The sequence below is a fragment of the Vibrio sp. 10N.222.52.B12 genome, assembly GCF_002875385.1.
Lineage (GTDB): Bacteria > Pseudomonadota > Gammaproteobacteria > Enterobacterales > Vibrionaceae > Vibrio > Vibrio jasicida.
In genome coordinates this window covers 50,733-77,699 of sequence record NZ_MDAW01000120.1, presented here as the reverse complement: position 1 = coordinate 77,699, position 26,967 = coordinate 50,733, and the positions used below count along the sequence as shown (strand labels likewise).

At 46.7% G+C, this 26,967-nt stretch carries 19 protein-coding genes and 1 riboswitch; of the genes, 10 read left to right on the top strand and 9 right to left on the bottom strand.

What is annotated here, in order from left to right:
• Positions 1 to 53: 53 nt before the first annotated feature.
• The 4 genes from glpD to BCT11_RS14035 form a co-directional block, all read right to left on the bottom strand.
• A complete protein-coding gene (gene glpD / locus BCT11_RS14050; RefSeq protein ID WP_045405558.1) occupies positions 54 to 1,613 on the bottom strand; it encodes a glycerol-3-phosphate dehydrogenase in 1,560 nt (519 codons plus the stop codon).
• A 179-nt stretch (positions 1,614 to 1,792) separates the two neighbouring features.
• Entirely contained in the window at positions 1,793 to 2,584 is a 792-nt protein-coding gene (locus BCT11_RS14045) for a DeoR/GlpR family transcriptional regulator (protein WP_038879059.1), read from the bottom strand.
• Positions 2,585 to 2,774: 190 nt separating this feature from the next.
• On the bottom strand, positions 2,775 to 4,292 hold the full coding sequence (gene glpK, locus BCT11_RS14040) for a glycerol kinase GlpK (RefSeq protein WP_102388556.1): 1,518 nt from the start codon (positions 4,290 to 4,292) through the stop codon (positions 2,775 to 2,777).
• A 58-nt stretch (positions 4,293 to 4,350) separates the two neighbouring features.
• Complete coding sequence (locus tag BCT11_RS14035) at positions 4,351 to 5,205, bottom strand: MIP/aquaporin family protein (RefSeq protein WP_102388555.1); 855 nt, start codon at positions 5,203 to 5,205, stop codon at positions 4,351 to 4,353.
• An 869-nt stretch (positions 5,206 to 6,074) separates the two neighbouring features.
• Between BCT11_RS14035 and glpT the strand changes: the two genes are divergently transcribed.
• The 4 genes from glpT to BCT11_RS14010 all read left to right on the top strand — a co-directional run bounded on the left by glpT (position 6,075) and on the right by BCT11_RS14010 (position 9,950).
• The gene (gene glpT, locus BCT11_RS14025) at positions 6,075 to 7,442 is read left to right on the top strand and encodes a glycerol-3-phosphate transporter (RefSeq protein WP_038879065.1); all 1,368 of its coding nucleotides are present in this window, start codon (positions 6,075 to 6,077) and stop codon (positions 7,440 to 7,442) included.
• 53 nt (positions 7,443 to 7,495) lie between these two features.
• Complete coding sequence (gene glpQ / locus BCT11_RS14020) at positions 7,496 to 8,551, top strand: glycerophosphodiester phosphodiesterase (RefSeq protein WP_102388553.1); 1,056 nt, start codon at positions 7,496 to 7,498, stop codon at positions 8,549 to 8,551.
• 484 nt (positions 8,552 to 9,035) lie between these two features.
• Positions 9,036 to 9,302: a YqaE/Pmp3 family membrane protein gene (locus BCT11_RS14015; RefSeq protein WP_038879070.1), complete on the top strand. Its 267-nt coding sequence runs from the start codon at positions 9,036 to 9,038 to the stop codon at positions 9,300 to 9,302.
• Positions 9,303 to 9,950, top strand: coding sequence for a hypothetical protein (locus tag BCT11_RS14010; protein ID WP_102388552.1), 648 nt, complete (start codon positions 9,303 to 9,305; stop codon positions 9,948 to 9,950).
• Positions 9,951 to 10,188: 238 nt separating this feature from the next.
• Here the strand turns inward: BCT11_RS14010 and dapD are convergent, their stop codons facing one another.
• The 5 genes from dapD to BCT11_RS13985 all read right to left on the bottom strand — a co-directional run bounded on the left by dapD (position 10,189) and on the right by BCT11_RS13985 (position 15,118).
• A complete protein-coding gene (gene dapD, locus BCT11_RS14005; RefSeq protein WP_102388551.1) occupies positions 10,189 to 11,220 on the bottom strand; it encodes a 2,3,4,5-tetrahydropyridine-2,6-dicarboxylate N-succinyltransferase in 1,032 nt (343 codons plus the stop codon).
• A gap of 324 nt (positions 11,221 to 11,544) precedes the next feature.
• Positions 11,545 to 12,528, bottom strand: a complete 984-nt coding sequence (locus tag BCT11_RS14000; RefSeq protein WP_042603210.1) for a GGGtGRT protein — start codon at positions 12,526 to 12,528, stop codon at positions 11,545 to 11,547.
• A gap of 23 nt (positions 12,529 to 12,551) precedes the next feature.
• Positions 12,552 to 13,244, bottom strand: a complete 693-nt coding sequence (locus tag BCT11_RS13995; protein WP_042603894.1) for an iron-sulfur cluster assembly scaffold protein — start codon at positions 13,242 to 13,244, stop codon at positions 12,552 to 12,554.
• A gap of 260 nt (positions 13,245 to 13,504) precedes the next feature.
• Positions 13,505 to 13,579, bottom strand: a riboswitch (Fluoride riboswitch).
• Positions 13,580 to 13,735: 156 nt separating this feature from the next.
• The gene (locus tag BCT11_RS13990; protein WP_038879081.1) at positions 13,736 to 14,035 is read right to left on the bottom strand and encodes a YebG family protein; all 300 of its coding nucleotides are present in this window, start codon (positions 14,033 to 14,035) and stop codon (positions 13,736 to 13,738) included.
• A gap of 165 nt (positions 14,036 to 14,200) precedes the next feature.
• Positions 14,201 to 15,118, bottom strand: a complete 918-nt coding sequence (locus BCT11_RS13985; RefSeq protein ID WP_005427361.1) for a LysR family transcriptional regulator — start codon at positions 15,116 to 15,118, stop codon at positions 14,201 to 14,203.
• Between the two features lie 112 nt (positions 15,119 to 15,230).
• On the opposite strand from BCT11_RS13985, the gene BCT11_RS13980 reads away from it, so the two are divergent.
• The 6 genes from BCT11_RS13980 to recD all read left to right on the top strand — a co-directional run bounded on the left by BCT11_RS13980 (position 15,231) and on the right by recD (position 26,900).
• Complete coding sequence (locus BCT11_RS13980; RefSeq protein WP_038866047.1) at positions 15,231 to 16,205, top strand: TDT family transporter; 975 nt, start codon at positions 15,231 to 15,233, stop codon at positions 16,203 to 16,205.
• Positions 16,206 to 16,552: 347 nt separating this feature from the next.
• Positions 16,553 to 16,801: a GlsB/YeaQ/YmgE family stress response membrane protein gene (locus tag BCT11_RS13975; RefSeq protein WP_042603814.1), complete on the top strand. Its 249-nt coding sequence runs from the start codon at positions 16,553 to 16,555 to the stop codon at positions 16,799 to 16,801.
• 22 nt (positions 16,802 to 16,823) lie between these two features.
• Entirely contained in the window at positions 16,824 to 17,102 is a 279-nt protein-coding gene (locus BCT11_RS27985; protein ID WP_009707463.1) for a hypothetical protein, read from the top strand.
• A 236-nt stretch (positions 17,103 to 17,338) separates the two neighbouring features.
• Positions 17,339 to 20,812 carry an exodeoxyribonuclease V subunit gamma gene (gene recC, locus BCT11_RS13970; protein ID WP_102388558.1) on the top strand — a complete coding sequence of 1,158 codons (3,474 nt, stop codon included), beginning with the start codon at positions 17,339 to 17,341 and terminating at the stop codon, positions 20,810 to 20,812.
• Between the two features lie 290 nt (positions 20,813 to 21,102).
• Positions 21,103 to 24,741, top strand: coding sequence for an exodeoxyribonuclease V subunit beta (gene recB, locus BCT11_RS13965; RefSeq protein ID WP_102388550.1), 3,639 nt, complete (start codon positions 21,103 to 21,105; stop codon positions 24,739 to 24,741).
• Entirely contained in the window at positions 24,741 to 26,900 is a 2,160-nt protein-coding gene (gene recD / locus BCT11_RS13960; protein ID WP_102388549.1) for an exodeoxyribonuclease V subunit alpha, read from the top strand. The genes recB and recD overlap by 1 nt, the downstream gene beginning before the upstream one ends.
• The last annotated feature ends 67 nt before the right edge of the window (positions 26,901 to 26,967 follow it).

Here is a 26,967-nt window from a genome sequence, read left to right as displayed (position 1 = left end):
ATTTGTGTATAAGAGACAGGCGGGGTGCAGGCTTTGTATTAGGAGAGTCCAATTTAACTTACTTGTGAGAGGCTAACGACTTTCTGTTGCAGCTTCTCTTTTAGATATTCTGCCAGTGCGATTTTCTCCTCTTCGTTCATGTATAAACCAAGTTTTGTACGACGCCATAAGATGTCTTCATCGGTTAGCGCCATTTCGTGATTCATCAAGTAATCAATTTCACGTTGATATACGCCGCTTGCTTGCTCCGAAAAGCAATGACCAAGATCTTCTACGTTGCTAGTGCCTTCCATTAGGTCCCAAGTTTGTGTACCAAACTGAGTCACGTAGCGCAGCAACATCGCTTCTGATGCCCATGAGTATTTCGCATGAATCATCTTCGCCAATTGCTCGCGGCTGCAACTGAAGTTACCGCCAGGAAGGGTTTGGTTTGCCGTCCAGTCTTTCCCCATTTCTGGTAGGTAAGGTGCAAGTTTCTTCATTGCCGCTTCACCAAGCTTACGGTATGTCGTGAGCTTGCCGCCGAACACTGAAAGTAAAGGTGCGTGGTCGTATTCAGCGTCCAGTTCTAGTGTGTAGTCACGTGTGATCGCTTGCGGTGAGTCAGACTCATCATCACACAACGGACGTACACCACTGTATGTCCACACCACGTCTTCGCGGCTTAGCTGGTGGACAAAGTGTTGGTTAACGATATCGATCAAGTAATCGACTTCATCTTCGGAAATCGCGACTTCACGCGGATCGCCTTTGTACTCCACATCCGTTGTACCAATGATCGAGAACTTATCTAAGTAAGGGATCATAAATACGATGCGGTTATCTTTGTTTTGTAGGATGTAGGCTTGCGGCTCGTTGTGGATACGAGGAACAACGATGTGCGAGCCTTTGATCAAACGAATGTTGCGAGGGGAGGTTTGTTCTAATCCTTCATCAAAGAACTGTTTCACCCATGGACCGGCAGCGTTAACCAGAGCTTTCGCTTTGCGTTCGAAACGTTGGTCTGTGGTGACGTCATGAATAGTGACATGCCAAATGCCGCCTTCACGGTGTGCTTTTTCTACGCGACAGTAGTTGCGAACTTCTGCGTTATTCTCTTTAGCCGCTAGAACGTTCAACAACACCAAGCGTGCGTCATCTACCCAACAATCTGAGTATTCGAAACCGGTTTTCATTTCAGGTTTTAATAGGCCTGATTTTGCTAGGTTGACGGTTTTGCTGCCTGGAAGAGTGGTTCGTTTACCCAAGTTATCGTAAAGGAACAAGCCACAGCGGATCATCCAAGCTGGGCGTAAAAATGGACGATGAGGTAAACGGAAGCGCATTGGCAGAGCCACATGAGGCGCTTTGCGTAAGATCACTTCACGCTCAGCGAGCGCTTCCGAAACCAAACGAAACTCATAGTGTTCAAGGTAACGTAATCCACCGTGGATCAGTTTTGAACTTGCAGAAGAGGTTGCCGATGCGAAGTCGTTAGCTTCATACAAACCGACGCTTAAACCACGGCCAGCAGCATCTGCAGCAATACCAGCCCCGTTAATGCCGCCGCCGATCACGATCATGTCTAGAGTAGGGGATGAATTCGTCGTGGAAGCATTTTGTTGGATACTCATAAATTTGACCTCTTAGTGAGCGAACGAGCATTTTGGAACATGAGTTTATCCTAGCTTAGGTTTCGTTTGTGGTCATTATTTATTTTCGTTTGTGAGCGTTTTGTGTGATTTGGGCACAAAAAAACCTCTGCCTAATTAAGACAGAGGTCATTTATGCGCGTAAATAGTGAGTGTAAACGCTATTCAGTTATGGCTCTTTCCATTTGCGTATCAACCACTTCGAGCGGAACTGCTGCTTCTTTTAGAATCGCGAGAATCTCTTCTGGTGGTTGTTTGTTGGTAAATACCATGTTCAATTGCGCGATATTGCCCAGTTTCACCATCGCATTACGACCAAACTTCGAATGGTCAACCGCAAGGAAAACGCTGCGGCTGTTATCGATAATCGCCTGTTTAACGCGAACTTCGTGGTAATCAAAGTCCAGTAGTGAGCCATCAAAATCGATACCACTGATACCCAAAATGCCAAAATCAAGGCGGAATTGCTTGACGAAATCGAGCGTCGCTTCTCCAACAATACCGCCGTCACGGTTGCGAACTTCACCGCCCGCCAAAATCACTTTGATTTCTGGGTTTGGTAACAGAATGGTGGCAACATTAATATTGTTGGTCACCACGCGAAGCTGTTTGTGATTTTTATTGAGCGCACGAGCAACCGATTCTGGTGTCGTTCCGATATCAATAAACAGAGTTGCGCCATCGGGAATATGTTTAACCAACTCGTCAGCAATCACGTCCTTTTCGTTGAAGTTAAGTGCTTTACGTGTGTTGTATGAGGTGTTTTCTGAACTGAGAGGAATGGTCGCGCCACCATGGTAGCGACGAATCTTGTTTTCATCTGCGAGGTCATTTAGGTCGCGGCGAATAGTCTGAGGGCTGACATTAAATTTTTCTACTAGCTCATCCGTGCTGACATAGCCTTGTTTTTTCACCAACTCAACAATCTGTTGGTGTCTTGGTATTTGCTTCACTTAGCACTCCCTTGTGCACTGGTAATCGCCAATGCTTCAAATTCGAATATAGAAACTCGCTCTATTGTGCTCGAATTAGCGCATTGTGAGAAGTCGTGGGAATAGGGAATCCGCGATCGAACGCAAAAAAAGAGCGCCAACTTGGCGCTCTTTACGATTAATCAGGGGGAAACTAATCGTTTATCAGAAATTAATCGTCTTCGTCGTGAAGCTCAGACCAGGTTTGAGCACACTTCACCGCGCGCTTCCAACCTTTGTAACGACGGTTACGTTTCTCTTCATCATCGTGTGGTTCGAATGTGCGATCGAGCACGGCTTTGTCTTGAAGTTCATCAATGCTACCCCAGAAACCAACCGCTAGACCGGCTAGGTAGGCTGCACCCAAAGCGGTTACTTCGGTTACTTGAGGGCGATGAACTTCGGTATTAAGAACATCAGATTGGAACTGCATCAGGAAGTTGTTCGCCACTGCGCCGCCATCCACGCGAAGGTTCGCGAGTTTGATGCCCGAGTCTGCTTGCATTGCATCTAGCACATCACGAGTTTGGTAAGCGATGCCTTCCAAAGTTGCACGAATTATATGGTTAGAGTTTACGCCACGAGTTAGACCGACAATCGTACCGCGAGCGTAAGCATCCCAGTATGGTGCGCCTAATCCAGTAAAGGCAGGAACGACATAAACACCATTTGAAGTATCCACTTTGGTCGCAAAGTACTCTGAATCTTCAGCGCCAGCCAGGATCTTCATTTCATCACGTAGCCATTGGATTGAAGCGCCACCCATGAACACTGCACCCTCAAGAGCGTAAGCTGGCTCGCCTTTTGGACCGCATGCTAGCGTAGTCAACAGACCATTTTTCGATGTGACCTTCTCTTGACCTGTGTTCATCAACAAGAAACAACCTGTCCCGTAGGTGTTCTTCGCTTGGCCAGCTTCAACACACATCTGACCGTAAAGCGCGGCTTGTTGGTCACCTGCAATACCCGCGATTGGAATACGAGTACCGCCTTTACCACCAATGTTAGTTTGGCCGTAGATTTCTGATGAGCGTTTTACTTCTGGCATCATCGACGCTGGAATGCCTAATTCATCCAGCATTTTCTGATCCCAGCATAGGTCGTTAATGTTGAAAAGCATAGTGCGCGAAGCGTTGGTGTAATCGGTTACGTGAACGCGGCCTTGTGTCATTTTCCAAACCAGCCAAGTATCCACTGTACCGAATAACAACTTGCCCGCTTCCGCTTCTTCACGCGCGCCTTCAACGTTATCTAGAATCCACTTCACTTTTGTGCCAGAGAAGTAAGGGTCTAAAACCAGACCTGTATTGTCGCGAACGTAATCTTCTAGTCCGCGCGCTTTTAATTCTTCACAAATATCGGCAGTACGGCGACATTGCCACACGATCGCGTTGTAAACCGGCTTGCCTGTTTCTTTGTTCCATACAATTGTGGTTTCACGTTGGTTGGTAATACCGATACCAACAAGTTGGTCGCTACGGATACCGGTTTTTGCAAGTGCTTCAACCAAAGTAGAGCTTTGAGTTGCCCAGATTTCCATTGGGTCATGTTCAACCCAACCAGCCTCTGGATAAATCTGAGTAAATTCTCGCTGAGCGACGCTTACGATATTCGCGTCATGATCCAGAATGACAGCACGAGAGCTTGTCGTGCCTTGGTCTAGGGCAACAATGTATTTTTGCTCAGTCATGGTAAGAATCCTTTTGTTTCGTTATTTATATTTTAGTAAATGTTCGAATGAGTTGGTTTTAAGCTTGAGCTTGTTCTGCTTCTTCTTCGGTCTCGCACAGGTTAGGGATAGTACAGCCATGACCTTGTTGTGGCAGATATGTAGCAATCGCTTTCGGGTACAACCAACCACCGAAGCAAGCACCTGCGATAGGAGCAAGAATTGGAACAATAAAGTATGGGATTTCACGCGCACCGGTCAGTGCGTAATCCCAGCCGGCAAAGTAAGCAAACAGTTTAGGGCCGAAGTCACGAGCAGGGTTCATCGCAAAGCCAGTCAGTGGGCCTAAAGAACCACCGATAACCGCAATGAGAATACCGATAAGTAATGGGTTCATAGCGCCGCGAGGTGCACCGTTGTTCTCATCACCAAGAGCAAGAATGGCAAACATTAGCACTGCAGTAATCACGAATTCCACAGCAAAAGCGCCAAAGAAAGAGAGAGAAGCGTGTGGGTAAGTCGAGAAAATACCTGCTGTTGCTAATGCGTCTTGGCTGCTACGAACGAAATTGTGTGCGATTTCGTAATCAGTAAATAGGTTGCTGTACAAGCTGTAAACCAAAGCGGCAGAGCAAAATGCACCGAGCATTTGCGCAATGATATAAGGCACCACTTTCGCCTTATCGAATCCATGGAACATCGCCAGCGCGATGGTAACTGCAGGGTTGATGTGTGCACCGGATACGCCCGCAGTACAGTAAATTGCAATGGCGACGCCAAAGCCCCATACAATACTGATTTCCCATTGACCAAATTGAGCTCCGGTCAAAACGAGTGCAGCAACACAGCCTACGCCAAAAAAGATAAGTAATCCGGTACCGATAAACTCGGCCAAACATTCTCCGAGCAGTGAGGGGTGTTTGTTCGTTGTCATGTTAAGAGTCCTTTAATATTTATGCTTATCTAGCACGGTTCTATTGTGCATATATAAACGTTTGCGAAAACAAACGAGCGTTAAAAGTGAGCGTTTGAGCGTAAATTTGTTAATCAAACTCTTCGTTTTTGTTAATTGACGCATCTTTTGCTCAAAAAGGAAACTCGATAAAACGATTCAGAAGCTTCTACTTCTATTTTTCGGCCTAAAACTACCGATGTGAAAATCAATGCACAAACTGGTAAGAGGAGTTTTGTGAAGCTGCTTCGCGAATGGTGGGAAATTACTCAGATTACTGGTTGAAAACTAACCCTAAAGAGCTAGCTGACACTAATGATGATAAGGGGAAGGCTGATATTGATGCGCTCGTTGCTCTGAGTTAAACCACCGTTAAGAATGAAGAAGTTTATTTGTGGTTGATACGACGTCTTTTACTAGAGATTTGTTTTGAATGCGCTTTGGGATTGGTTGGCTGATGTCGATGCTAATTGTTAAAGAAGTGACATTGTTGCAACACGTCATGCTGGTCTTTAATTACTTAAATAGCGTGTTTTATCTCTTTAACCTCTACCTTTTATCCATTTATGTGGTCATTTGAGCGCTTGGTTTACTTAAGATAGCGATGAATTTGTTCGTTTGCGCACTTCATGCTCTATATAGACAGTAACGGAATGTGGTGGAAATGGAAGCGCTGTCTAATTAAATACTTCTAGTTTACTGTATTTACTGAAATTTAATTCCTATGCAACATTTATCACAGAAATAAAAATTGCATTTCATAAAATGCATTCACTTTCGAACGAAACTCCTTTTTGCTCGTTCGCGATTTATTACTCCCTACCATCGCTCACATAATTAATGAGGTTCCTATGTTTGGAATATTCAAACCTAAGGCGCATATCGATCGCTTATCGTCCGATAAGATCGACGGCACCTATTCTCGCTTACGTTGGCAACTCTTCATCGGTATCTTCGTCGGTTACGCTGGCTATTATTTAGTGCGTAAAAACTTTAGCTTGGCGATGCCTTACCTTATTGAACAAGGTTTTAGCCGTGGTGACTTAGGTGTTGCTTTAGCTGCAGTTTCCATTGCTTACGGTTTATCAAAATTCTTAATGGGCAGTGTTTCTGACCGCTCTAACCCTCGTTATTTCTTAAGTGGCGGTCTGTTAATGTCTGCGCTTGTGATGTTCTGCTTCGGCTTTATGCCTTGGGCTACGGGCAGCATTACCGCGATGTTTATTCTATTGTTCCTAAACGGTTGGTTCCAAGGTATGGGATGGCCTGCCTGTGGTCGAACCATGGTTCACTGGTGGTCACGTAAAGAACGTGGCGAGATCGTATCGGTTTGGAACGTGGCGCATAACGTAGGTGGTGGTTTAATTGGTCCACTATTTATTCTTGGTCTTTGGGCATTTAACGACGATTGGCGCACCGCTTTCTATGTTCCTGCATTTTTTGCCACGCTCGTAGCTGTCTTTATTTGGTTCACGGTAAGAGATACACCTCAATCTTGTGGTCTTCCGCCAATTGAAGAGTATAAAGACGACTACCCAGACGATTACGACAAGTCTCATGAGAAAGAAATGAGTGCGAAGGAGATTTTCTTCAAGTATGTCTTTTCTAATAAATTGTTGTGGTCAATTGCGATCGCGAACGCGTTTGTTTACCTGATCCGCTACGGTGTGTTGGACTGGGCTCCAGTGTATTTAAAAGAAGCAAAAGACTTCTCAGTAGATAAATCTTCTTGGGCTTACTTCCTATACGAGTGGGCTGGTATTCCTGGTACGTTATTGTGTGGTTGGATTTCTGACAAAGTGTTTAAAGGTCGCCGCGCCCCTGCTGGCATCTTATTTATGGTACTTGTCACGGTTGCGGTGCTTGTTTACTGGTTTAACCCAGCAGGTAATCCAGCAGTCGATATGATGGCGCTGGTGGCTATCGGTTTCTTGATTTACGGCCCAGTGATGTTGATTGGTTTGTATGCACTAGAGCTTGCTCCTAAAAAAGCGGCGGGTACTGCCGCTGGCTTGACCGGGCTATTCGGATACTTAGGTGGCGCTGTTGCTGCGAACGCTATTCTTGGTTACACCGTTGACCACTTCGGTTGGGATGGTGGGTTCATCATTCTTGTCGGGTCTTGTATTACCTCTATTATCTGCTTGATTTACGCTTTCTTGGGTGAACGCGCTCATCACGAACAAAAAGCACGTGAGAAAGAAGCATTGGCGTCATAAAACATTAAAGGGGCGGTGGAATACTGCTCCTTCAATAAGTTAAGGAAAGAACAATGAAAACAACGTCAATTTGCATGACGATTCTCGCTCTCGGCATTTCAGCTGGAGCGGTAGCACAACCGCTTGTTATCGCGCACCGAGGAGCATCGGGTTATCTGCCAGAACATACGTTAGAAGCAAAAGCTCTTGCGTATGCAATGAAGCCGGACTACATCGAGCAAGATGTGGTGATGACCAAAGACGATCAACTCGTCGTATTGCATGATCATTACCTCGATCGCGTGACCGATGTGGCTGAGCGATTCCCAGACCGTGCTCGTAAAGATGGTCGTTACTACGCGATTGATTTCACGTTGGCAGAAATCAAATCATTGCGAGTCACTGAAGGCTTTAACATCGATGATAAAGGTAACAAGGTTGCTGGTTATCCGACACGATTCCCTATGTGGAAATCAGACTTCACCGTACCTACTTTTGCCAAAGAAATTGAGTTGATCCAAGGTTTAAATAAAACACTGGGTTATGAAATCGGTATTTACCCAGAAATCAAAGCGCCTTGGTTCCATCGCCATGAAGGTAAAGACATCTCAAAAGCGGTGCTTAACGTTTTAAAACAGTACGGTTACGATTCGCAAGACGACAAAGTGTACCTTCAGTGTTTTGATGCGAATGAACTTCAGCGCATCAACAGTGAACTCATGCCTGCAATGGACATGGATTTAAAGCTCGTTCAACTCATGGCTTACACCGATTGGAACGAGACTATGGAGTACAGAGGCGACAAGGCAACACCATACAGTTATGACTGGATGTTTGAAGCCAATGGTATGAAGAAGGTCGCGGAATACGCAGAAGGGATCGGTCCTTGGAAACCAATGTTGGTGGATGACAAATCAACCAAGGATAACATTATCATCAAACCTTTGATGAAAGCGGCAAAAGACGCGGGCTTACAAGTACACCCTTATACTTTCCGAGCGGACCCTGGGCGTATTCCTGCTTACACCGACAGCTTCGATGGGATGATGGACATCTTCTACAATCAGGTGAAAGTGGATGGTTTGTTTACTGATTTCCCTGATAAAGCGGTGAACTTTCTGAACAAGTAAAGTTCTAAAAAACTGAGTGTTTTAAACGCTCAGTATTACGTCACACGCCATGTCGTAACAATAGGCTCTCATTGAGCAATCATTATCCCTCAACAGTGACTCTCCTGTTGGGGGATTTTTTATATGTATGGAACGCGATCAACACCTTTTACTTCTCTTTCATTGCTCCCGCTGTGTATGCATTCCCATTGTTCTTGATTTGCAGATGCTAAATATTCACACCACCGATATGGTTACTATACAGGGGTATTGTAAATTGGTGCCCTTTGCTAATGCCATTGTGGAGAAGACTGTGTTCCAGTGGCTTAGTTTGCCCTTTCAGCTTGCCGCTTAAGTCTTGCTTCACATGTCGGCTCGTAGCTCCAAATTCTTAGGCGGCCTTTTCTTTTGAACAAAGCGATCCCGACGGCAATTCATTCGCTGATAAGCCGAGCATTAGTGCGCAATACGATCATGAATAATAAAAGACTTAATAGGACATGACATGAGACTAGTACTTGCCATTCTAATTCCTTGGCTGCAATTTTTTACTATTGGCCGTTATTGGGCGGGCGTGATCTGTTTGTTATTGCAGATTACTTTGGTTGGTTGGTTGCCCGCTGCCATTTGGTCTGTATACGCATTAGTTAATTACGAAACGGATAAAAAAATCGAGAAGCTAGCTGCAGAGAGAGATGGCCCAGAGGCGTTCTCAAATTACGCTCGAAAAGCGCCAGCGTCTTCGGATCAAGATGGTGGTGGAGACGAGTAGGTGTTTCCGTCGAATAAAGGTAAGCCTTATTTCTGGGGGGGCTTACTATTGAGTTGTTTTGGGTTTGCTTCTAGTGCACAAGCAGAGCTCACGATTCAAGAAGCGGTCGATTTGTGGATCTTGGATGGCGCAGAGTTCCGTCAGATGGTGAAATGCTCTCCGCAAGCGCAGTTGAACAACGGTGTGCAGCAAGTCTATTACGACTCGTCATCTTGTGTATTGAGCGAACTGGCAACTTATGCGTTGGCAAAAGAATGTTTTGGTGATGCGAAGGCTCGGCGCGTCAATATTCTGGATGCCGCGGATAAATCGAAAGTGATGTCTTTTGATATCAACGCTGCCAGCTGTTCATTATTAGAGAAAAAAACTGGTCAAAAGAAATCGAATCCAGCGCCACCACCAAAACCATCTCGACCATCGACATCAAACTCTAAGGCTTATGTTGTTCAGCTCTACTCTGGCGTTAAGCCTCCGAACAAGCTATTTGCACAATGTGCGACTGCACCTTTATATGAGCACCATATTCACGGCTCGTACTATTTGTTTAGTGACGTGTATTTCAAATACTCGGAAGCAAAGCAATTCATGGATCACTTAAAGTACGAATGCCCTGATTTATCGATGTGGATTCGTCCGATAAAGCGCTAGTTAAGACTGATAATTAAAAAATCCCCCAACAGTTTCCTGCTGGGGGATTTTTCGTAGGGCTAATTCACTGCAATACCCAAATGACTTCAAGATGCTCCCAAAGGGCTAGTTGTCTTGGCTTTCATGCTTTGTTAACGAGCTTTGATTTAGACTGACTAGATCTTCAACTCGTTGCCGCGTCTGCAAGCCAAGTCAGCCTCGCTGAATCAAGCATCTCGAGGTTATTTGGGTATTCTTATTAGTTGTTTTTATGCAGTTCGCTGTTCAGTTCAACCGCGCTCTTGTTTGCAAGACACTCGATTTGACCTGTTACAGAGTTACGACGGAACAGTAGGTCAGACACACCAGCAAGGTCGCGTGCTTTCACTACTTCTACTTCTTGGCCAGCAGAATCTAGCATGCGCACTTTAGAACCAGCAGTTACGTATAGACCTGATTCGATAGTACAACGGTCACCCATTGGGAAGCCAAGACCTGCGTTCGCGCCTAGTAGAGAGTTTTCACCGATAGAAACCACAACTTTACCGCCGCCAGATAGCGTACCCATGATAGATGCGCCGCCGCCGATGTCAGAGCCGTTACCAACCACTACGCCAGCAGAGATACGACCTTCAACCATGCTCACGCCAGTTGTACCTGCGTTGAAGTTGATGAAGCCTTCGTGCATTACCGTTGTGCCTTCGCCAACGTGTGCGCCAAGACGTACGCGAGAAGTGTCAGCGATACGAACGCCAGTTGGTACCACGTAGTCCACCATTTTAGGGAACTTGTCTACGCAATCTACGCTTAGTGCACGACCCGCTAGGCGAGCTTCGATTTGACGCTCTGCTAGTTCAGGTAGGTCGATTGGACCTTCGTTAGTCCATGCGATGTTGTGTAGTAGACCGAAGATGCCGTCTAGTACCGTGCCGTGCGGTTGAACTAGGCGGTTAGAGATAAGTTGAAGTTTTAGGAAACCTTCAGCAACACTTTGTGGCTGTTCGTCAGTTGCAAGGATAACCAGTACAAGTGGTTGTGCTGATTCTGCTGCTTTTGCTGCGAAAGATGCGTTTGCCGCATCGCCGTTTGCTTCAAATGCTGCTGCCAGTTCTGCGCTTTGTGCTGCAGAGATCTCGATAGCTTGGTTGCCTTGCTCGTAACCTGCTATTGCTGCTAGTGCGTTAACAAGCGCTTCGCTTGGGTTAAGAACTGGGTTTGGGAAAAACGCTTCGATGATTTTGCCGTCGCGGTTTTTAGTTGCCGTACCAAAGGCTAGAGAGAAGAAAGCCATAGTTGATCTCCATGTGTTGAGTCTTGTGTCTCGTCTGTTCACTGACAAGAAATAATTAAGTTGTCAGTCATCATAAAGAGAGTATTGGGGAGTTTAAAGAGGGGAAATGGAGAAAGTCCGTAGATGGATACCTTTTGTCTTTTTAGAGATATGTTTGTCTGATGAGAAATGTGTCGCAAAAGCCTTATCAGACCGATTTTGGGCAGAGACATAGTGAAGTGGGAGAAGGGAGCACCGCAAAAAATAAGGGGAGGACCGAAGTCACTCCCCCTACACTGGGTTTGTTGGATTTACTGGCTTTGGATAGTAAAGCGATAAATCGACTTAGAGGCTTAGCTCACCGACTTCTACTGCAAGTGCAACCGTTGCACCTACCATTGGATTGTTGCCCATACCGATGAAGCCCATCATCGCTACGTGTGCTGGTACTGAAGAGCTACCCGCGAATTGCGCATCGGCGTGCATGCGACCCATGGTATCGGTCATGCCGTAAGAGGCTGGGCCTGCTGCCACGTTATCTGGGTGTAGAGTACGACCAGTACCACCACCTGATGCCACAGAGAAGTAAGGCATGCCTTCACGGTTACGTTCTGCTTTGTAGATGCCTGCTACAGGGTGTTGGAAGCGAGTCGGGTTGGTTGAGTTACCTGTGATGCTCACGTCTACTTGCTCTTTATGCATGATAGCCACGCCTTCACGTACATCGTCTGCACCGTAGCAAAGGATCTCACCTCGTGGACCTTGGGAGAAACGGCGACGTTCTACTTCCACTAATTCACCAGTTTGGTAGTTGTATTGAGTGCGCACGTAAGTGAAACCGTTAATGCGTGAGATTAGGTAAGCGGCGTCTTTACCCAAACCATTTAGGATAACTTTCAACGGATTTTTACGTGATTTGTTGACGTTCAATGCGATTTTGATTGCGCCTTCTGCCGCTGCGAATGACTCATGGCCGGCAAGGAAAGCGAAACAGCCACTTTCTTCATTTAATAGACGAGCCGCCAATGCGCCGTGACCGATACCCACTCGGCGTTGTTCTGCTACGCTGCCTGGTTTTGTGCAGGCTTGAAGGCCTTCACCGATGATGTTTGCTGCTTCTTCTGCTGTTTTTGCTCCGCGGAAAATCGCCAAAGCAGTGCCTAGCGTGTAGGCATCGGCAGCGCTTTCAAACGCGATAGGTTGAGTGTCCATCACCAGCGCTTTAGGGTCGATACCACGATCCATACAGTATTGGTAAGCCTCTTCCAGAGAAGAAAATTGCATTTCGTCTAATGTGCGACGTACAGATTCAGTAATTGGAGTGTTCATAATCTCTTTCCTCTTGGTGGCAATTATTGTTGGCGTGGGTTGATGGTAGATACGGCTTCGTCAAAACGACCGTAAGTCCCCGTTGCTTTGCCTGCGGCTTCTGCAGCAGATACGCCTTCGTTGATGGCTTTCATCATCTTGCCGAGGTTGAGATATTGGTAACCAATCACTTCTTTGTTTTCGTCTAGCGCGAGTTTTGTTACGTAGCCTTCAGCTAACTCCATGTAACGCACGCCTTTTGCTTTAGTTGAGTAACTAGTACCCACTTGGCTACGTTGAGTTTGACCAAGGTCTTCCAGTGCCGCACCAATTTCCAAGCCGCCTTCAGAGAAAGCAGATTGAGTACGACCGTAAACAAATTGAAGGAAGATTTCGCGCATCGCGACGTTGATAGCATCACATACCAAGTCGGTATTCAGTGCTTCAAGAATGGTTTTGCCAGTTAGGATTTCTGCGGCCATCGCTGCTGATTGAGTCATGCCTGAACAGCCGATCGTTTCGATCAAAGCTTCTTCGATGATGCCGTTTTTGACGTTAAGGGTCAGTTTTGCTGCGCCTTGTTGAGGAGCACAAGCACCAACGCCGTGGCTAAGACCAGAAATCGCGATAACGTCTTTTGGATTGATCATTGCGCCTTCAACAGGGATCGGTGCAGATGCATGAAGATCGCCGCGTTGAATCGGGCACATTGATTGGATTTCGTGTGAGTATTGCATAATGTTTTCCCAGTGTACGATATCCGGCATATTGGTCAGACTCAACGGCGTTGACTGCTCTTATTCGCTCCATCAGATAGAAAAACTATGTTCAGGAGGCTCACGCGTTTGTCGCCTTGTTGAGTTAACAACTATTTTGGATATCTTTTTAATTTTTGAGAAAACAGGAGCGGGGTTGGAGAAGAGTTGAATTGCTCACTACAGAACTCTTGCTTTCACAACATCGGCGAAAGCATTTCCAACAGGGCTGACCTATTTTCGTTTCTGTAGGAGTCATTAGCTTTAAAGCGGTTCGAATCTTTCGATTCCGGTGGCACCCCATCACCGTGTCCATTTAGATTAGATCTAAGTCACACTAATCTGCAACATGAAATTTAGAGCAATTTGGGATATTAAATCGGTTCTTTATATTCTCAGAGATATATGGTGATAAATGCAACGCATAAAAAAACGCCGCATAATGCGACGTTTTCTCTAAACAAATGAGAGGCTTATGCAGCGTCTTCTTGCTCGCTATCTTCTTCAACAGCTTCAAGCTTCTTTGCTTTTTTTGGTGCAGGTTTACGTTTTGCACCTAGAGCGTAAAGCACTTCTTCTTTGTTTTGCGCAAGGTACATTGCAAGATCTTCTTGCTTACCTTCGTCTTCTAGAAGTTCACTCTTACTTAGCAGTGAGAATAACTCGTCCGCCATATCCAGCATTTTGTCGTATGCGTCAGCTTCCGCTTTAGAGGTAAAAGTCATTTTCTCTTCTCCATTGCGTTCTACCACGTACTTGACGATTACAGCCATGGTTGGTCCTCTAAGTTAATTTGTTAAATTTTATACTGGCTTTTTATACAGTTTTTGACCAATTAAGTCTAGCGACAAGCCTCAGAATGAGAGCCGTGTACAACTAAGTGACCAGCATTTGAACTATCTGCCTTGAACTATCTCCCGTGAACGAGCTATCTCGAACTAGCCATCTTTGAGATGAGGGTTCTCTGGTCGCTCCCAATCTTGGCAGAATTCAATGAATGTACGCAGGAGCGGGTTTTGATACTTCTCTTTGTGGATCAAAAGCCAGAAGCGACGCTTCATATCCAGTGGCATGTTGAGCATTTTCACACGACCATCGCGAATTGCAGGTTCAGCAGATAGGCGTGATAAACAACCTAGGCCAAGTCCGGCAGATACAGAATTGATCAGCGCTTCGGTGGTGTTTAGTTGAAAAGCCTCATGCCAGTGTTCTAGACGCGGAGCGATGGCGCGCATAAAGAACTCTCGAGAGCCAGAACCCGCCTCACGCAGAATCCATTCCGTGTCTTCGAGCTCGTTTAGGCTGATAGGTCCTTCATCGAAGTTAGGGTAGTCCGGCGGACAAATCACACACATTTCGTCTTCACTGAATTGCGTTGATTCCAACTCTGGGTGTATGGTCTTGCCCTCGATGAGCGCGATGTCGAGTTCGTACGCGATCAACATGTCACAAATCTGGGCAGAGTTAGAGATGAATAAACTCTGCGACTGGTGATTGGTTTCATCACGAAAATCACTTAACAGGTAAGGTGCAACTTGGTTGCCGATGGTGTCACTGGCACCGATGCGAAGCAGCCCTGATAAGGTTTGGTCGCCATCGAACACACTCTCAATATCCCGAGCTCGGTTGAGGAGTTCATCCGCGAGGGGCAAAAGTTTTTGTCCTTCTTGGTTGAGAATTAAGCGGTTGTTCACCCGATCAAATAGGTGATGACCAATTTGTTTCTCTAACTCAGACAGCGCCATACTCACGGCCGCCTTAGAAAGAAACAGGCTTTCAGAAGCCGCAGTTAGCGTTTTGTGCTGAGTGATCGTAGTAAAAACTTTCAGTTGTTTAAGAGAGATATGACTAGGCATGATATTCCGTTAAGTTTATCTGAACGTTAGTTTTAAATAATTAGATATATTGGAACGAAGTGCAAGAGTAATATACACCCCATAGAAAGTTAGCCTAGATTTTGAGGTCGTAATGATTCAAAGAACAAAAGCAAAAGTAATGGGAGCACCAACCCCAATGGCGGGTCTGGCTCTTGGTATTGCGAGCTTAGGTTGGAGTTGGGAAAACTTCGCCGAATTACATGGCTATGGACAGTGGATTAGCGCAGGTATTGCAAGCGTACTGCTAGCAATCTTGGCGACTAAATTTCTTTTTCACAATCATTTGTTGAGACAAGATCTTGCGCACCCTGTGGTGGGTAGTGTCGTTCCAACTTTCGCGATGGGAACCATGGTGGTTTCAAATTCTCTAGGGCACTTTTTCCCTGTTGCAGGTGACGTGCTTTGGTTAGTGGCGGTAGCTCTACATATCGTGTTCCTAGTGAGCTTCTTGTACCACCGCGCGAAAGACTTCGAACTACACCACATGGTGCCAAGCTGGTTCGTACCACCAGTGGGTATTATCGTTGCAGACGTGTCTTTCTCAGGTAACCCAGTGCTTGCACCTATTGCACACGGTGCGTTGGTCTTCGGTATGGTGGCTTACGCGGTGATGTTGCCAATGATGATCTACCGTTTTATGTTCACTCATGAAATCCCAGATGCAGCAAAACCAACCATGGCAATCATGGCGGCACCAGCAAGCCTATCATTGGCTGGTTACCTAACCGTAACAGCGACGCCTTCGCCAGTGATTATTGCTCTGTTGTTTGGTATCGCGGTATTGATGACAGCCATCATCTACTTAGCCTTCTTTAAATTGCTAAGACTGCCATTTAGCCCAGGTTACGCAGCGTTTACCTTCCCAATGGTGATTGGTGCAACGGCTCTGTTCAAAACAGCAAATTGGATGGAAGCAAATGGTCTAGCAGCGCACTATGTACAACAAGTTCGCGGTCTAGCAGGTATCGAATTGATTGTGGCAACGATTGTGGTGACTTACGTAGGTTTGCAATACATCAATAACTTACTGATTCAACCACGCTTGATGACAACACATCACGCATAAGTCTTACTCGTAAAGCAAAGTCTCTTGGTCTCTCTCGCCAAGAGGCTTTTTTTGTATCGGTAGGGTGGGGTCTAAAGCCAATCTGCAGATAAAAAAATGCCACCCCAAAGGGTGGCGGAAAATTAGATACAATTTTAATACATCAAACTTTAGTAACCGCAACCATTGTAGCGAGAGTTCTCATGCAGAAGATGGCAATTCGAAACTTACCTCTCTTCACTATGCCTACTCAAAGTCATAACCTTTGGCGGACTTAGGCACTCGCGAATGTATAAATTACCGAGTGCTAATGTATAAAAAATATAACTTTCTAGAATGTTAACTTTCTCAATAGGAAGGATTACTTCATGGCTATTATTGCTTGGATCGTTTTAGGTTTGGTTGCTGGTCTATTGGCACAATGGATATTACCAACACGTACTTCAAACAGTTGGATTGCGACAATCATTCTTGGTGTGCTTGGTGCATTTGTCGGTGGCTACGTAGGTTCAATGTTTGGTTTTGGTGCTGTAGGTGTGTTGAGCGTTGAGGGGATTATTACTGCGACCATCGGCGCTGTCATTTTGCTTTTTGTTTTCCGATTGCTGCGCAAATAACACGCTCAGACACGGTATCAGCATGCAGTATTCTCTCGAAGAAATCTTACACTACTTGAACGACAACCATTTTAGAGCCAGTAATAAAGCGGTCGCTGAAATCCTAGGTGTCAGCGTTTGGTCACTTATCTACAAATTGGATAAGTGTCATCCAGCAGACTCTTGGTTAGTTGATGACAAAACTGGGCTTCCTGTCGGCTACAGTTCAAAGAACTATCACCCTCATTTGTTCCAAAGGAGGGTGATATTGTCGAGTGTGTCTGTGTTAAGGCAACATTTACTTCATCAATATGCTCGCTAGGGGGGATACACTGGTGTGAGCTATCCCTTCCTTCCAACTCCGCTGTATTTTATATATCTACCTTGAGTACTCAGTGAGGAAGGGAAGTCATTGTCTACATACAGGCAGTTGATTACTTGTTCAAACTTTGTCTAATCTCTAACCTTTTGTTATTTAAGCTATCGAGATCGCTCTAGGAATAAATGCGGCTGTGCTAAGCTTGCTAGCAGTTTCCATTGGCATTCGGTGCTCCTACTTTGTTTACTGTCTATCACTCCAATCAGGTCGATGTTCTCAAATCACTTCTTGTTGAACTGATTCGCATCAGTCCATTAGAAAACCCATTCGAAAAAGAGCAAATTCTGGTGCAAAGCCCGGGTATGTCTCAGTGGTTAAAAATGGAATTGGCGAAAGAGTTTGGTGTTGCGGCAAACTTAGAATTTCCGCTGCCAGCGACTTTTATTTGGGACATGTTCACCCAAGTATTGGCTGATGTGCCTAAGCGCAGTGCCTTCAACAAAGAAGCCATGACGTGGAAGCTGATGCACTTGCTTCCGGGTTTGTTGAACGAAGCGTCATTCGAACCTTTGGCACGTTATCTTCAAGACGACAGTGACAACTCCAAGCTGTATCAATTAGCAGAGAAAATTGCCGATATCTTTGATGGCTATTTAGTGTACCGCCCAGAGTGGATTGCAAGCTGGGAAGCAGGAGAAACGGTGCCTGAACTTGAAGACGAGCATCCATGGCAGCCGATTTTGTGGCAAGCATTGTACGACCACACGGTTACTCTTGGGCAATCGCCTTATCATCGTGCCAATTTGTACGAACACTTCATTGACACGCTAGAAAACTTCAACGGCAATTTTGATCATCTGCCGAAGCGCCTGTTTGTGTTTGGTATCTCTTCACTGCCACCACGTTACATGGATGCGCTAAAAGCCATTGGTGAACATATTGATGTCCATCTGATGTTTACCAACCCTTGTCGTTATTACTGGGGTGAGGTACGCGACCGTAAATTCCTAGCTCGCTTAGCAGCAAAACATCGTCAGCACGTGGTGTGGCAAGAAGACCATTCTGAAGTGCAAGGTGAGAGTGAGCAGTTAAAAGGTTCACTAGAAGAAAACGTGGTGGATGAGCTGCATACCGATGTGGTGGGTAACAGCTTGTTGGCGTCGATGGGTAAACTTGGGCGCGATAACATGTATCTGTTGTCGCAGCTCGAGTCTCATGAGATTGAAGCTTTTGTTGATGTCGAGCGCGACAGTCTGCTCCATCAACTTCAAGCAGATATTCTTAATTTAGAAGAGCACCAAGACGACGAGCAAATCGACAGCAGCCAGCACAAACAAGTGGTGAGTTTAGGTGATAAATCTCTGAGCTTGCACTCTTGCCACAGCCCAATGCGAGAAGTGGAAGTGCTACACGATCAGCTTTTGGCAATGTTCGATGCTGATCCAACACTGAAACCGCGCGATATTATTGTCATGGTGGCAGACATTAATGCTTACAGCCCTGCGATTCAGGCGGTATTCGGCAATGCGCCGGGTGAGCGATTTATTCCTTACTCGATTTCAGACCGAACGGCCGACCAAGAAAGCCCAATTTTGGCGGCTTTCATGCAACTTGTTAATTTACCGAATACACGTTGCTTGGCTTCTGAATTACTTGAGTTGTTAGAAACGCCAGCGATTTTGAAGCGATTCGATCTCAGCGAAGATGATTTCCTTCAAGCCAAACAATGGGTGGAAGAATCTGGCATTCGCTGGGGGCTAGATAGCCATACCGGCAGCGAATTTGAACTGCCAGAAACACGCCAAAATACATGGCAATTTGGTATCCAGCGTATGTTGTTAGGTTACGCGATGCCAGAATCTGCCGGTTTGTTTGAAGCGCAAGAGGGTAGCCTCTCGCCATACAATGAAGTGCAAGGTATGGGCGCAGAACTTGCTGGTAAGTTAGCTCACTTTATTCAACAAATTAGCCAATATCGCCGCAAACTTTCCCATGTTCAGTCGATTGATGCATGGCGTGAAACCTTGGTGGCGATGTTGGATGACTTCTTCTCTGTGGAGCTAGAAGGGGAAATGGCGCTCAAGTCGATTCGAGATACCTTAAGCCAACTGAAAGAACAGCTAACCGATGCGGCATTTGATGATGCCTTGTCACCTTCTATTGTCAGCCAGTATCTACAAAACAAGCTGTCAGGAACACGGGTCAGCCAGCGCTTCCTTGCCGGGCAAGTGAACTTCTGTACGCTGATGCCTATGCGCTCGATCCCATTTAGAACCGTATGTCTACTTGGTATGAATGATGGCGTTTACCCGCGCTCAATGCCACCAAAAGGTTTTGACTTAATGACGGGGCGCACTAAGCCGGGCGACCGTTCACGCCGAGACGATGACCGTTACCTATTCTTAGAAGCCATGCTGTCAGCGCAGCAAAGTTTGTACATCAGTTACGTTGGGCGTTCTATCCAAGATAACACTGAGCGCGTGCCGTCTGTGCTGGTATCGGAGTTGATGGAATATTGCCACCAAAATTACTGCCTAGATGGCGATCAAGACCAGCCCGTCGATGACTCCGGAGATAAACTACTCAACGAGTTAGTGAACGTGCATGCCATGGTGCCATTCAGCCCAAGCGCATTCCAAGGTTCTCACTCAAGCTATGCTAAGGAGTGGATTCCGGCCGCGTTGACCCAAAGCAATCAATCGCAAGGTCATGCGCGTGGCGAGTTTAACCGCGCATTGGATGATTACTTGCTTGGCGCAACCTTCCCAATCGAGTTGGACTTGGTGGAATTACAACGCTTCTGGCGTTTGCCAGTTCAGTATTTCTTTAACCGCCGTTTGAAAGTGATGTTCGAGCCGCCATTGCCTGTGATGGAAGATGACGAGCCCTTTGTATTAGGCGGCTTAGAAAGCTATCAAATGCGCGATGAGTTACTAGAAAAATTGCTCGAAACCGCCATTACTCAACCGTCCGCAAAAGCTGACGTGCTCAAGCACTTTATGAGTGAGCAACGCGCACAGGGCAAATTACCGGTTGGCGCATTTGGTGATATCGAGTTTGAAACCAACCGCGTGCAAGCGGAAGAGTTGGTGGACAAGTTGGCGTTTTTATCCGGCGCACCGAAAGACGATTTAGAAATCGACCTTACCTTCGATGTGCTTGGTGAAGGAAAAAATATCCGTCTAACCGGTTGGCTAACTCAATGCTATCAATCTGGATTGATTCGCTACCGCAGCGGTAAAATTCGTGCGCAGGATTATCTTGCTGCATGGATTGATCATCTTGCTATGTCTGCCTCTGGTCAGCCTAGAAAGACCCACGTTATCGGTTATGACCGCAAGGAAGGCGCGGTGCATTTAGTTTACCCAGCAATGGCAGACGCTGCGCAAGCGAAACAACTGCTTGCTGAACTAGTACGTCTGTTTTTTGAAGGCATGACCAAGCCATTACCATATTTCCCGAAAACAGCACTGGCGTGCGTTGAGGCGGGCTTTAGTCGTGGCCACTGGGCTGATGACGAAGAGAAATCGCTGAAGAAAATGGCGGACGCATTCAATGATGGTTACATGAGCCCAGGCGAAGGAAACAATGCGTATATTTCGCGTATTTGGTCGGCTTGGAATGATGAGCTTGCAGCGGAAGTTCGCACACTGACTGCATTGGTTCTTCAAGGCGCAAGATTGACGGCGATGGATGCCGATGATGAAAAGTAAGTTGGATTATTTAGATAAAGAAGAGAGTAGGGTGGCCGCCAGAAAATCATTATTTTTTGTAGGGCGTTCGCTGTACGGCCACAAGGTCAGAGGGACCATGATTCGTTTGAGTGTAGCTGCCTGAAAGGCTTGGCTTATCTCGTGAGGCGCATACTAACGGTACTCCGTAATGATAACCGTGAGTGAGATCCCACAAAGGTCTAAATATTCCAACCTATTAGACATATTAATAGAATTTTTAACGATAGATCACAGTTCGATCAGTCGATAATCCGGAGAGATTCAGCGTTATGGCGCAAATGTCAGTTCCAACTCCACTGCAAACCATGACTTTTCCGCTGCATGGTGCAAGGTTAATTGAAGCATCGGCGGGTACGGGTAAAACCTTTACCATAGCGGGCTTGTATCTGCGACTCCTACTAGGGCATGGCACTGCCGATACGAAGCACCGCGTGCCGTTGACCGTGGATCAAATTCTGGTAGTGACCTTTACCGAAGCTGCAACGGCGGAGCTGCGTGATCGTATTCGTGCGCGTATTCACGACGCGAGGATCGCATTCGCTCGCGGACAAAGCTTAGATCCTGTGATTCAGCCTTTGTTGGAAGAAATCGAGGATCATAAGCAAGCCGCTGAGATCCTTTTGCAAGCAGAGCGCCAAATGGATGAAGCCGCGGTGTACACCATTCACGGTTTCTGCCAACGCATGCTGACGCAAAACGCATTCGAATCCGGTAGCCGTTTCAATAATGAGTTTGTAACGGACGAAAGCCACCTAAAAGCGCAAGTCGTTGCCGATTACTGGCGTCGTAACTTCTACCCTCTGCCATTCGCTTTGGCTGGAGAAGTTCGCCAACTCTGGGGCTTGCCATCGGATCTGTTGTATGACATCAGCAACTACCTCACAGGCGCGCCGCTAAGTCTCTCTGTTCCTGCAATGCAAGGTAGCCTTGCCGATTTGCATGAGCAAAACTTAAAGCAAATTGATGCTTTGAAAGCCCAATGGCGTGATAGCCAAGAGGACTTCCTCACACTGATTTCTGATTCCGATGTCAACAAACGCAGCTACACCAAAAAGTCTTTGCCGACGTGGTTAGAAGCGGTCAACGTATGGGCTTCGACAGAAACCACGGGCTATGACTATCCAGATAAGCTGGAGAAGTTCGCCCAGAATGTGTTGTTTGAGAAAACTCCGAAAGGCACTGCGCCACAGCACCCTGTGTTTGAGGCGATTGAAGCTTTCCTTGCCAACCCAATCAGTTTAAAAGCGCCGCTATTGGCTCACGCAATTGAGCATTGTCGCGTGATGCTGGCAAAAGCAAAAAATCAGAAACAATGGTTGTCATTCGATGACTTGCTGACTCAGCTTTCTGCCTCGATTGATACCGATGAAACCGCACTACTGACAGAGCGCATTCGCACGCTTTATCCGGTTGCGATGATCGATGAATTCCAAGATACCGACCCACTGCAATACAGTATTTTCAGTCGCATTTATTTGAATAATCCTGAGTGCGGTTTGTTTATGATCGGTGACCCGAAACAGGCGATTTACGGTTTCCGTGGGGCGGACATCTTTACCTACATCAAGGCGCGTAACCAAGTTAGTGCTCACTACACGCTTGGCACCAACTGGCGCTCAAGTGCCGATATGGTATTGGCAGTGAACCAGATTTTTGCTCTGCCAGATAGCCCGTTTATTTACGACTCTGACATTCCATTCCATTCTGTGGATTACAGCCCAAGTGCTGACAAACGAGTTTGGACTATGGGTGGTCAAAAGCAACCTGCGCTGACTTATTGGCTGCAAGAAGCGGAAGATAAACCTCTGCCAAAAGGTGAATACCTTACCGCTATGGCAGAGGCGACAGCGAGCCAAATTCAAACCATTTTGACCGCAGCGCAACAAGGTCAAGCGTGTCTGGTCAATGGCGAAAAGCAGAATCCAGTCAAAGCGGGTGACATTGCAGTGTTGGTGCGCACGGGTAGCGAAGGTCGCATGGTCAAGCAGGCGTTAGCAGGCCAAGGCATTGCCAGCGTATACCTTTCTAACCGTGATAGCGTGTTTACTAGCTCTGTGGCGCAAGACCTACAGCGTTTACTGCAAGCGGTGTTAACGCCAGAAAATGACAGAGCACTACGTGCCAGCCTAGCATCAGAATTATTCGCTCTGGATGCTGCCAGCTTAGACGCCCTCAATAACGACGAAACCGTGTGGGAAAACGCGGTTAACGAGTTCAAAGAATACCGCAAACTTTGGGTGCAACGTGGTGTGCTACCTATGCTGCGAGCAGTGATCAGTAAGCGCCATATTGCTGAGCGTCTGCTAGAAGAAGGAGCGAGCTCACAAAGCGAAAACGGTGAGCGAGTGCTTACCGATCTGATGCACATTGGTGAGCTATTGCAGCAAGCGAGCAACGAATTAGACAGCGACCACGGCTTGCTGCGTTGGTTAGCCCAATCCATCAGCGATGCAGAGCACGGGTTAGGTGGCAGCGATGACCAAATTCAGCGTCTGGAATCAGAGCGTAACTTGGTGCAAATCGTCACCATTCACAAATCTAAAGGTCTGGAATATGACTTGGTCTTTCTGCCATTTGTGTTTGGTTACCGAGAAGCAAGTGAAGCCAAATACTACGATGCTGAGAACGATCGCACCGTTCTTGATATCACGGGTAACGATGCGTCGTTAAAACAGGCAGATAAAGAACGCCTCGCTGAAGACTTGCGCCTTATCTACGTAGCGCTAACGCGTGCCGTGTATGCCTGCTTTATTGGTGCTTCGCCGCTGCGCAATGGCCGCTCAACCAAAGAGCCAACTGGCGTGCATCACAGCGCAATTGGTTACTTGATGCAAAATGGTCAAGAAGGCGGTATCAACGATTTGTTTGTTGGGTTGAAGAAGCAGCAAGAGAATCTCGATAACGTCGTGATTTGTGATCCTCCAAAGCAGCACGATGAGATGTATGTTGCGGATCAAACTGAGTTAGACGCGTTGACTGCCAAAGAGCTGCAAAACCCGATTGATAGAAACTGGCGCATCACCAGTTACTCGGGCTTGGTTAAGCAAGGTTCTCATCATGCTGAACATGACGCGACGATTGAAATCACCGGCTTTGATATCGATTCTTCAGAAGAGCAAGATGAGGCGGAATTGGTTGAGCCAGAACGCTCTATCTTCAACTTCCCGCGTGGCGCACGTCCGGGTACTTTCCTGCACAGCTTATTTGAGGAAATTGAGTTTACTCAACCAGCGACAACGGAAGAGAACACCCAAATTATCCTCGGTTTGATGGAAAGTGAGCAGCTTGATGAAGAGTGGCTGCCAATCCTGCAACAGTTGATTGATACCGTGCTGGCAACGCCTTTGGATAGCAAAGCACTACTGCTCAATCATAAAGGTCCGGCGCAACGTTTGGTTGAGATGGAATTCTTATTACCGATTGAAGTGCTGTCTGCACCAGCATTGAACCGCGTGATTCAACGTCATGATCCGCTGTCTGCCAAAGCGGGCGATCTGGGTTTCCAAACCGTGCAAGGTATGTTGAAAGGCTTTATTGACTTGGTGTTTGAGCACCAAGGCAAATACTACGTCCTCGACTGGAAATCGAACCACTTAGGTGATGATGTGTTCCACTATCATGGCGATGCGTTGAAGTCGGCGATGGCGGATCACCGTTACGATCTGCAATACCAAATCTATGCTTTGGCGCTGCATCGTTTCTTACGCAGCAGATTGCCAAATTATGATTATGAACAGCACTTTGGCGGCGTTTATTACCTGTTCTTGCGTGGTATGGATGGGCAAAGTGATCACGGTATTTTTTCTGCCAAGCCAACCTTCGAATTTTTACAAGAGATGGATCATTTGATTGATGGTCAAGCACCAGATACGCGATCCAGTGAATCTGGTCAGATGGAGTTAATTTGATGAAAACCAATGATCTTCTTTCTGCACAAACCAGCCCTGTGGCAACACCAGATCTATTGGCAACGTTAGAATCGCTAGCAAATAAAGGGGCGATTCGCCAATTGGATTTCCAGTTCGCGCGCTTTATCTATTCGCAAGTTGAGCAACAAGCGAAAAGCCAAGAACTGGCATTTATTGCAGGCGTGGTCAGTAGTGAGTTAGGCAAAGGACACATCTGCTTGCCTCTGTTTGATAGCCAAGGGCAACCAGCAGATCTTGGCAGTAAGCTCGGTCTGTTTGGAGAGTCTGCGCTGACGCTTAATACTCAACTGCAGGGCGTCAATTGGGTGGAGCTTCTGCAAGTATCGCCTTTGGTTGGTACTCAAGGTGAAGCTTTGCCAATGATGTTTGATGGCGAACGTCTCTACTTACATCGTTACTGGCACTATGAAGTGACGTTGGCGGACAAGCTCAATCAACTCAGCGCGGCTGTAAACCTTCAGCCTCAAGAGTTCACACGTTTGTCTGAGTTGCTTCATCATTTATTCGCTCGTCAGTACCACTTTCTGTTCAATGCACTAGCCAAAGCGGTAGAGGCAGGAACCAGCAACCAAGTGTTACGCCAGCAGCTAGTCTGTGACCATTTGGATGTGGTTACCGTAGACAGTCTCGATTGGGCAGCCATTGACGGGGCAGTCTGCCAAGCAAAACAAGTTCACGATTTGCAAGTACTGGACAAGCTTGTACCATTATCGGCTTGTGTTAACTGGCAGAAGGTCGCTGCTGCGGTGGCACTGACGCGTCGTTTTGCGGTGATTTCAGGTGGTCCGGGTACGGGTAAAACCACCACGGTAACCAAACTGCTAGCCGCGCTGATTGAGCAAGCAGGGCAAGAGAAAAACCTCACCATCAAGCTGGTGGCGCCAACAGGTAAAGCCGCAGCACGTTTGACGGAATCTATTGGTAAAGCGATTCAAGAGTTGCCAGTGGAGCCTGAGCTTAAAGCGAAAATTCCAACCGAATCGAGCACTTTGCATCGCCTATTGGGCGCGATCCCAAACAGTGCAGAGTTTCGTCACAACAAACAAAATCCGCTGCACCTCGATATTTTAGTGGTGGATGAAGCCTCCATGGTCGATCTGCCGATGATGTACAAAGTTGTCGATGCGCTACCAAAGCATGCACGTTTGATTCTTCTCGGAGATAAAGACCAGTTGGCATCGGTAGAAGCGGGTGCGGTACTTGGTGATATCTGTTCGTTCCACGCATTCGGCTTTGGCAAAGAGCAGGCGTCTGCGGTCGCGAAGTTAACAGGCTTTGACACGTTGGCGTACAGTACCAACAGTAATGCTTCGATTGCCGATAGCTTGTGCATGCTACAAAAGAGTTACCGATTCGACGCTCGATCTGGTATCGGTCAGCTAGCAAAAGCGGTCAACGCTGGCTCAGCGGCAAAAGTAGACGACGTTTGGAATCGTGATTTTGCTGATATCGAGCATTTCGCACTGAGCAGCCAAAATTACAATCAGATGATGCAGACTTTGGTTGCCGAATATGGTCGTTATTTAAAACGCATCGGACAGCAAGAGATTGACCAGAAGACTGGGGAACCAGAAACACTGACCCACAAAGCCAAAGCCGTGTTGGATACCTTTAATCAATGCCGATTATTGTGTGCCATTCGTGAAGGTGATTTTGGTGTGACCGGTTTAAACCAACGCATTGAAAAAGCACTAGCAGCACGTAAGCTGATTCAAACCCAAGATGAACTTTGGTATCACGGCAGGCCAGTGATGGTCACGCGTAATGATCATGGCTTGGGGTTGTATAACGGTGATATCGGCATTTGTATGCGAGACGACAGCGAAGGAGAGCCGCGTCTTAAAGTGTTCTTTGAACTACCGGATGGCAGCGTGAAGTCGGTGCTGCCAAGCCGAGTCCCTGAGCATGAAACCGCATATGCGATGACCATTCATAAATCACAGGGCAGTGAGTTTGAATACACGCTAATGATACTGCCGCCAGATTTCAGTCCAATCCTCACTCGCGAGCTGATCTACACAGGTATTACTCGTGCAAAGAAACGCCTTGCGATGTACGCCGAGATGAATGTTCTCAAGCGCGGTATTAAGGTAAAAACCACTCGAGCAAGTGGGTTGGTTGAGCGACTTAGGAACTGAGTTTATTCATTCAAAAACGAGAAGTTTTCATGAACTGAATATGTTTTTATGTGGCGGGTCGTAATCC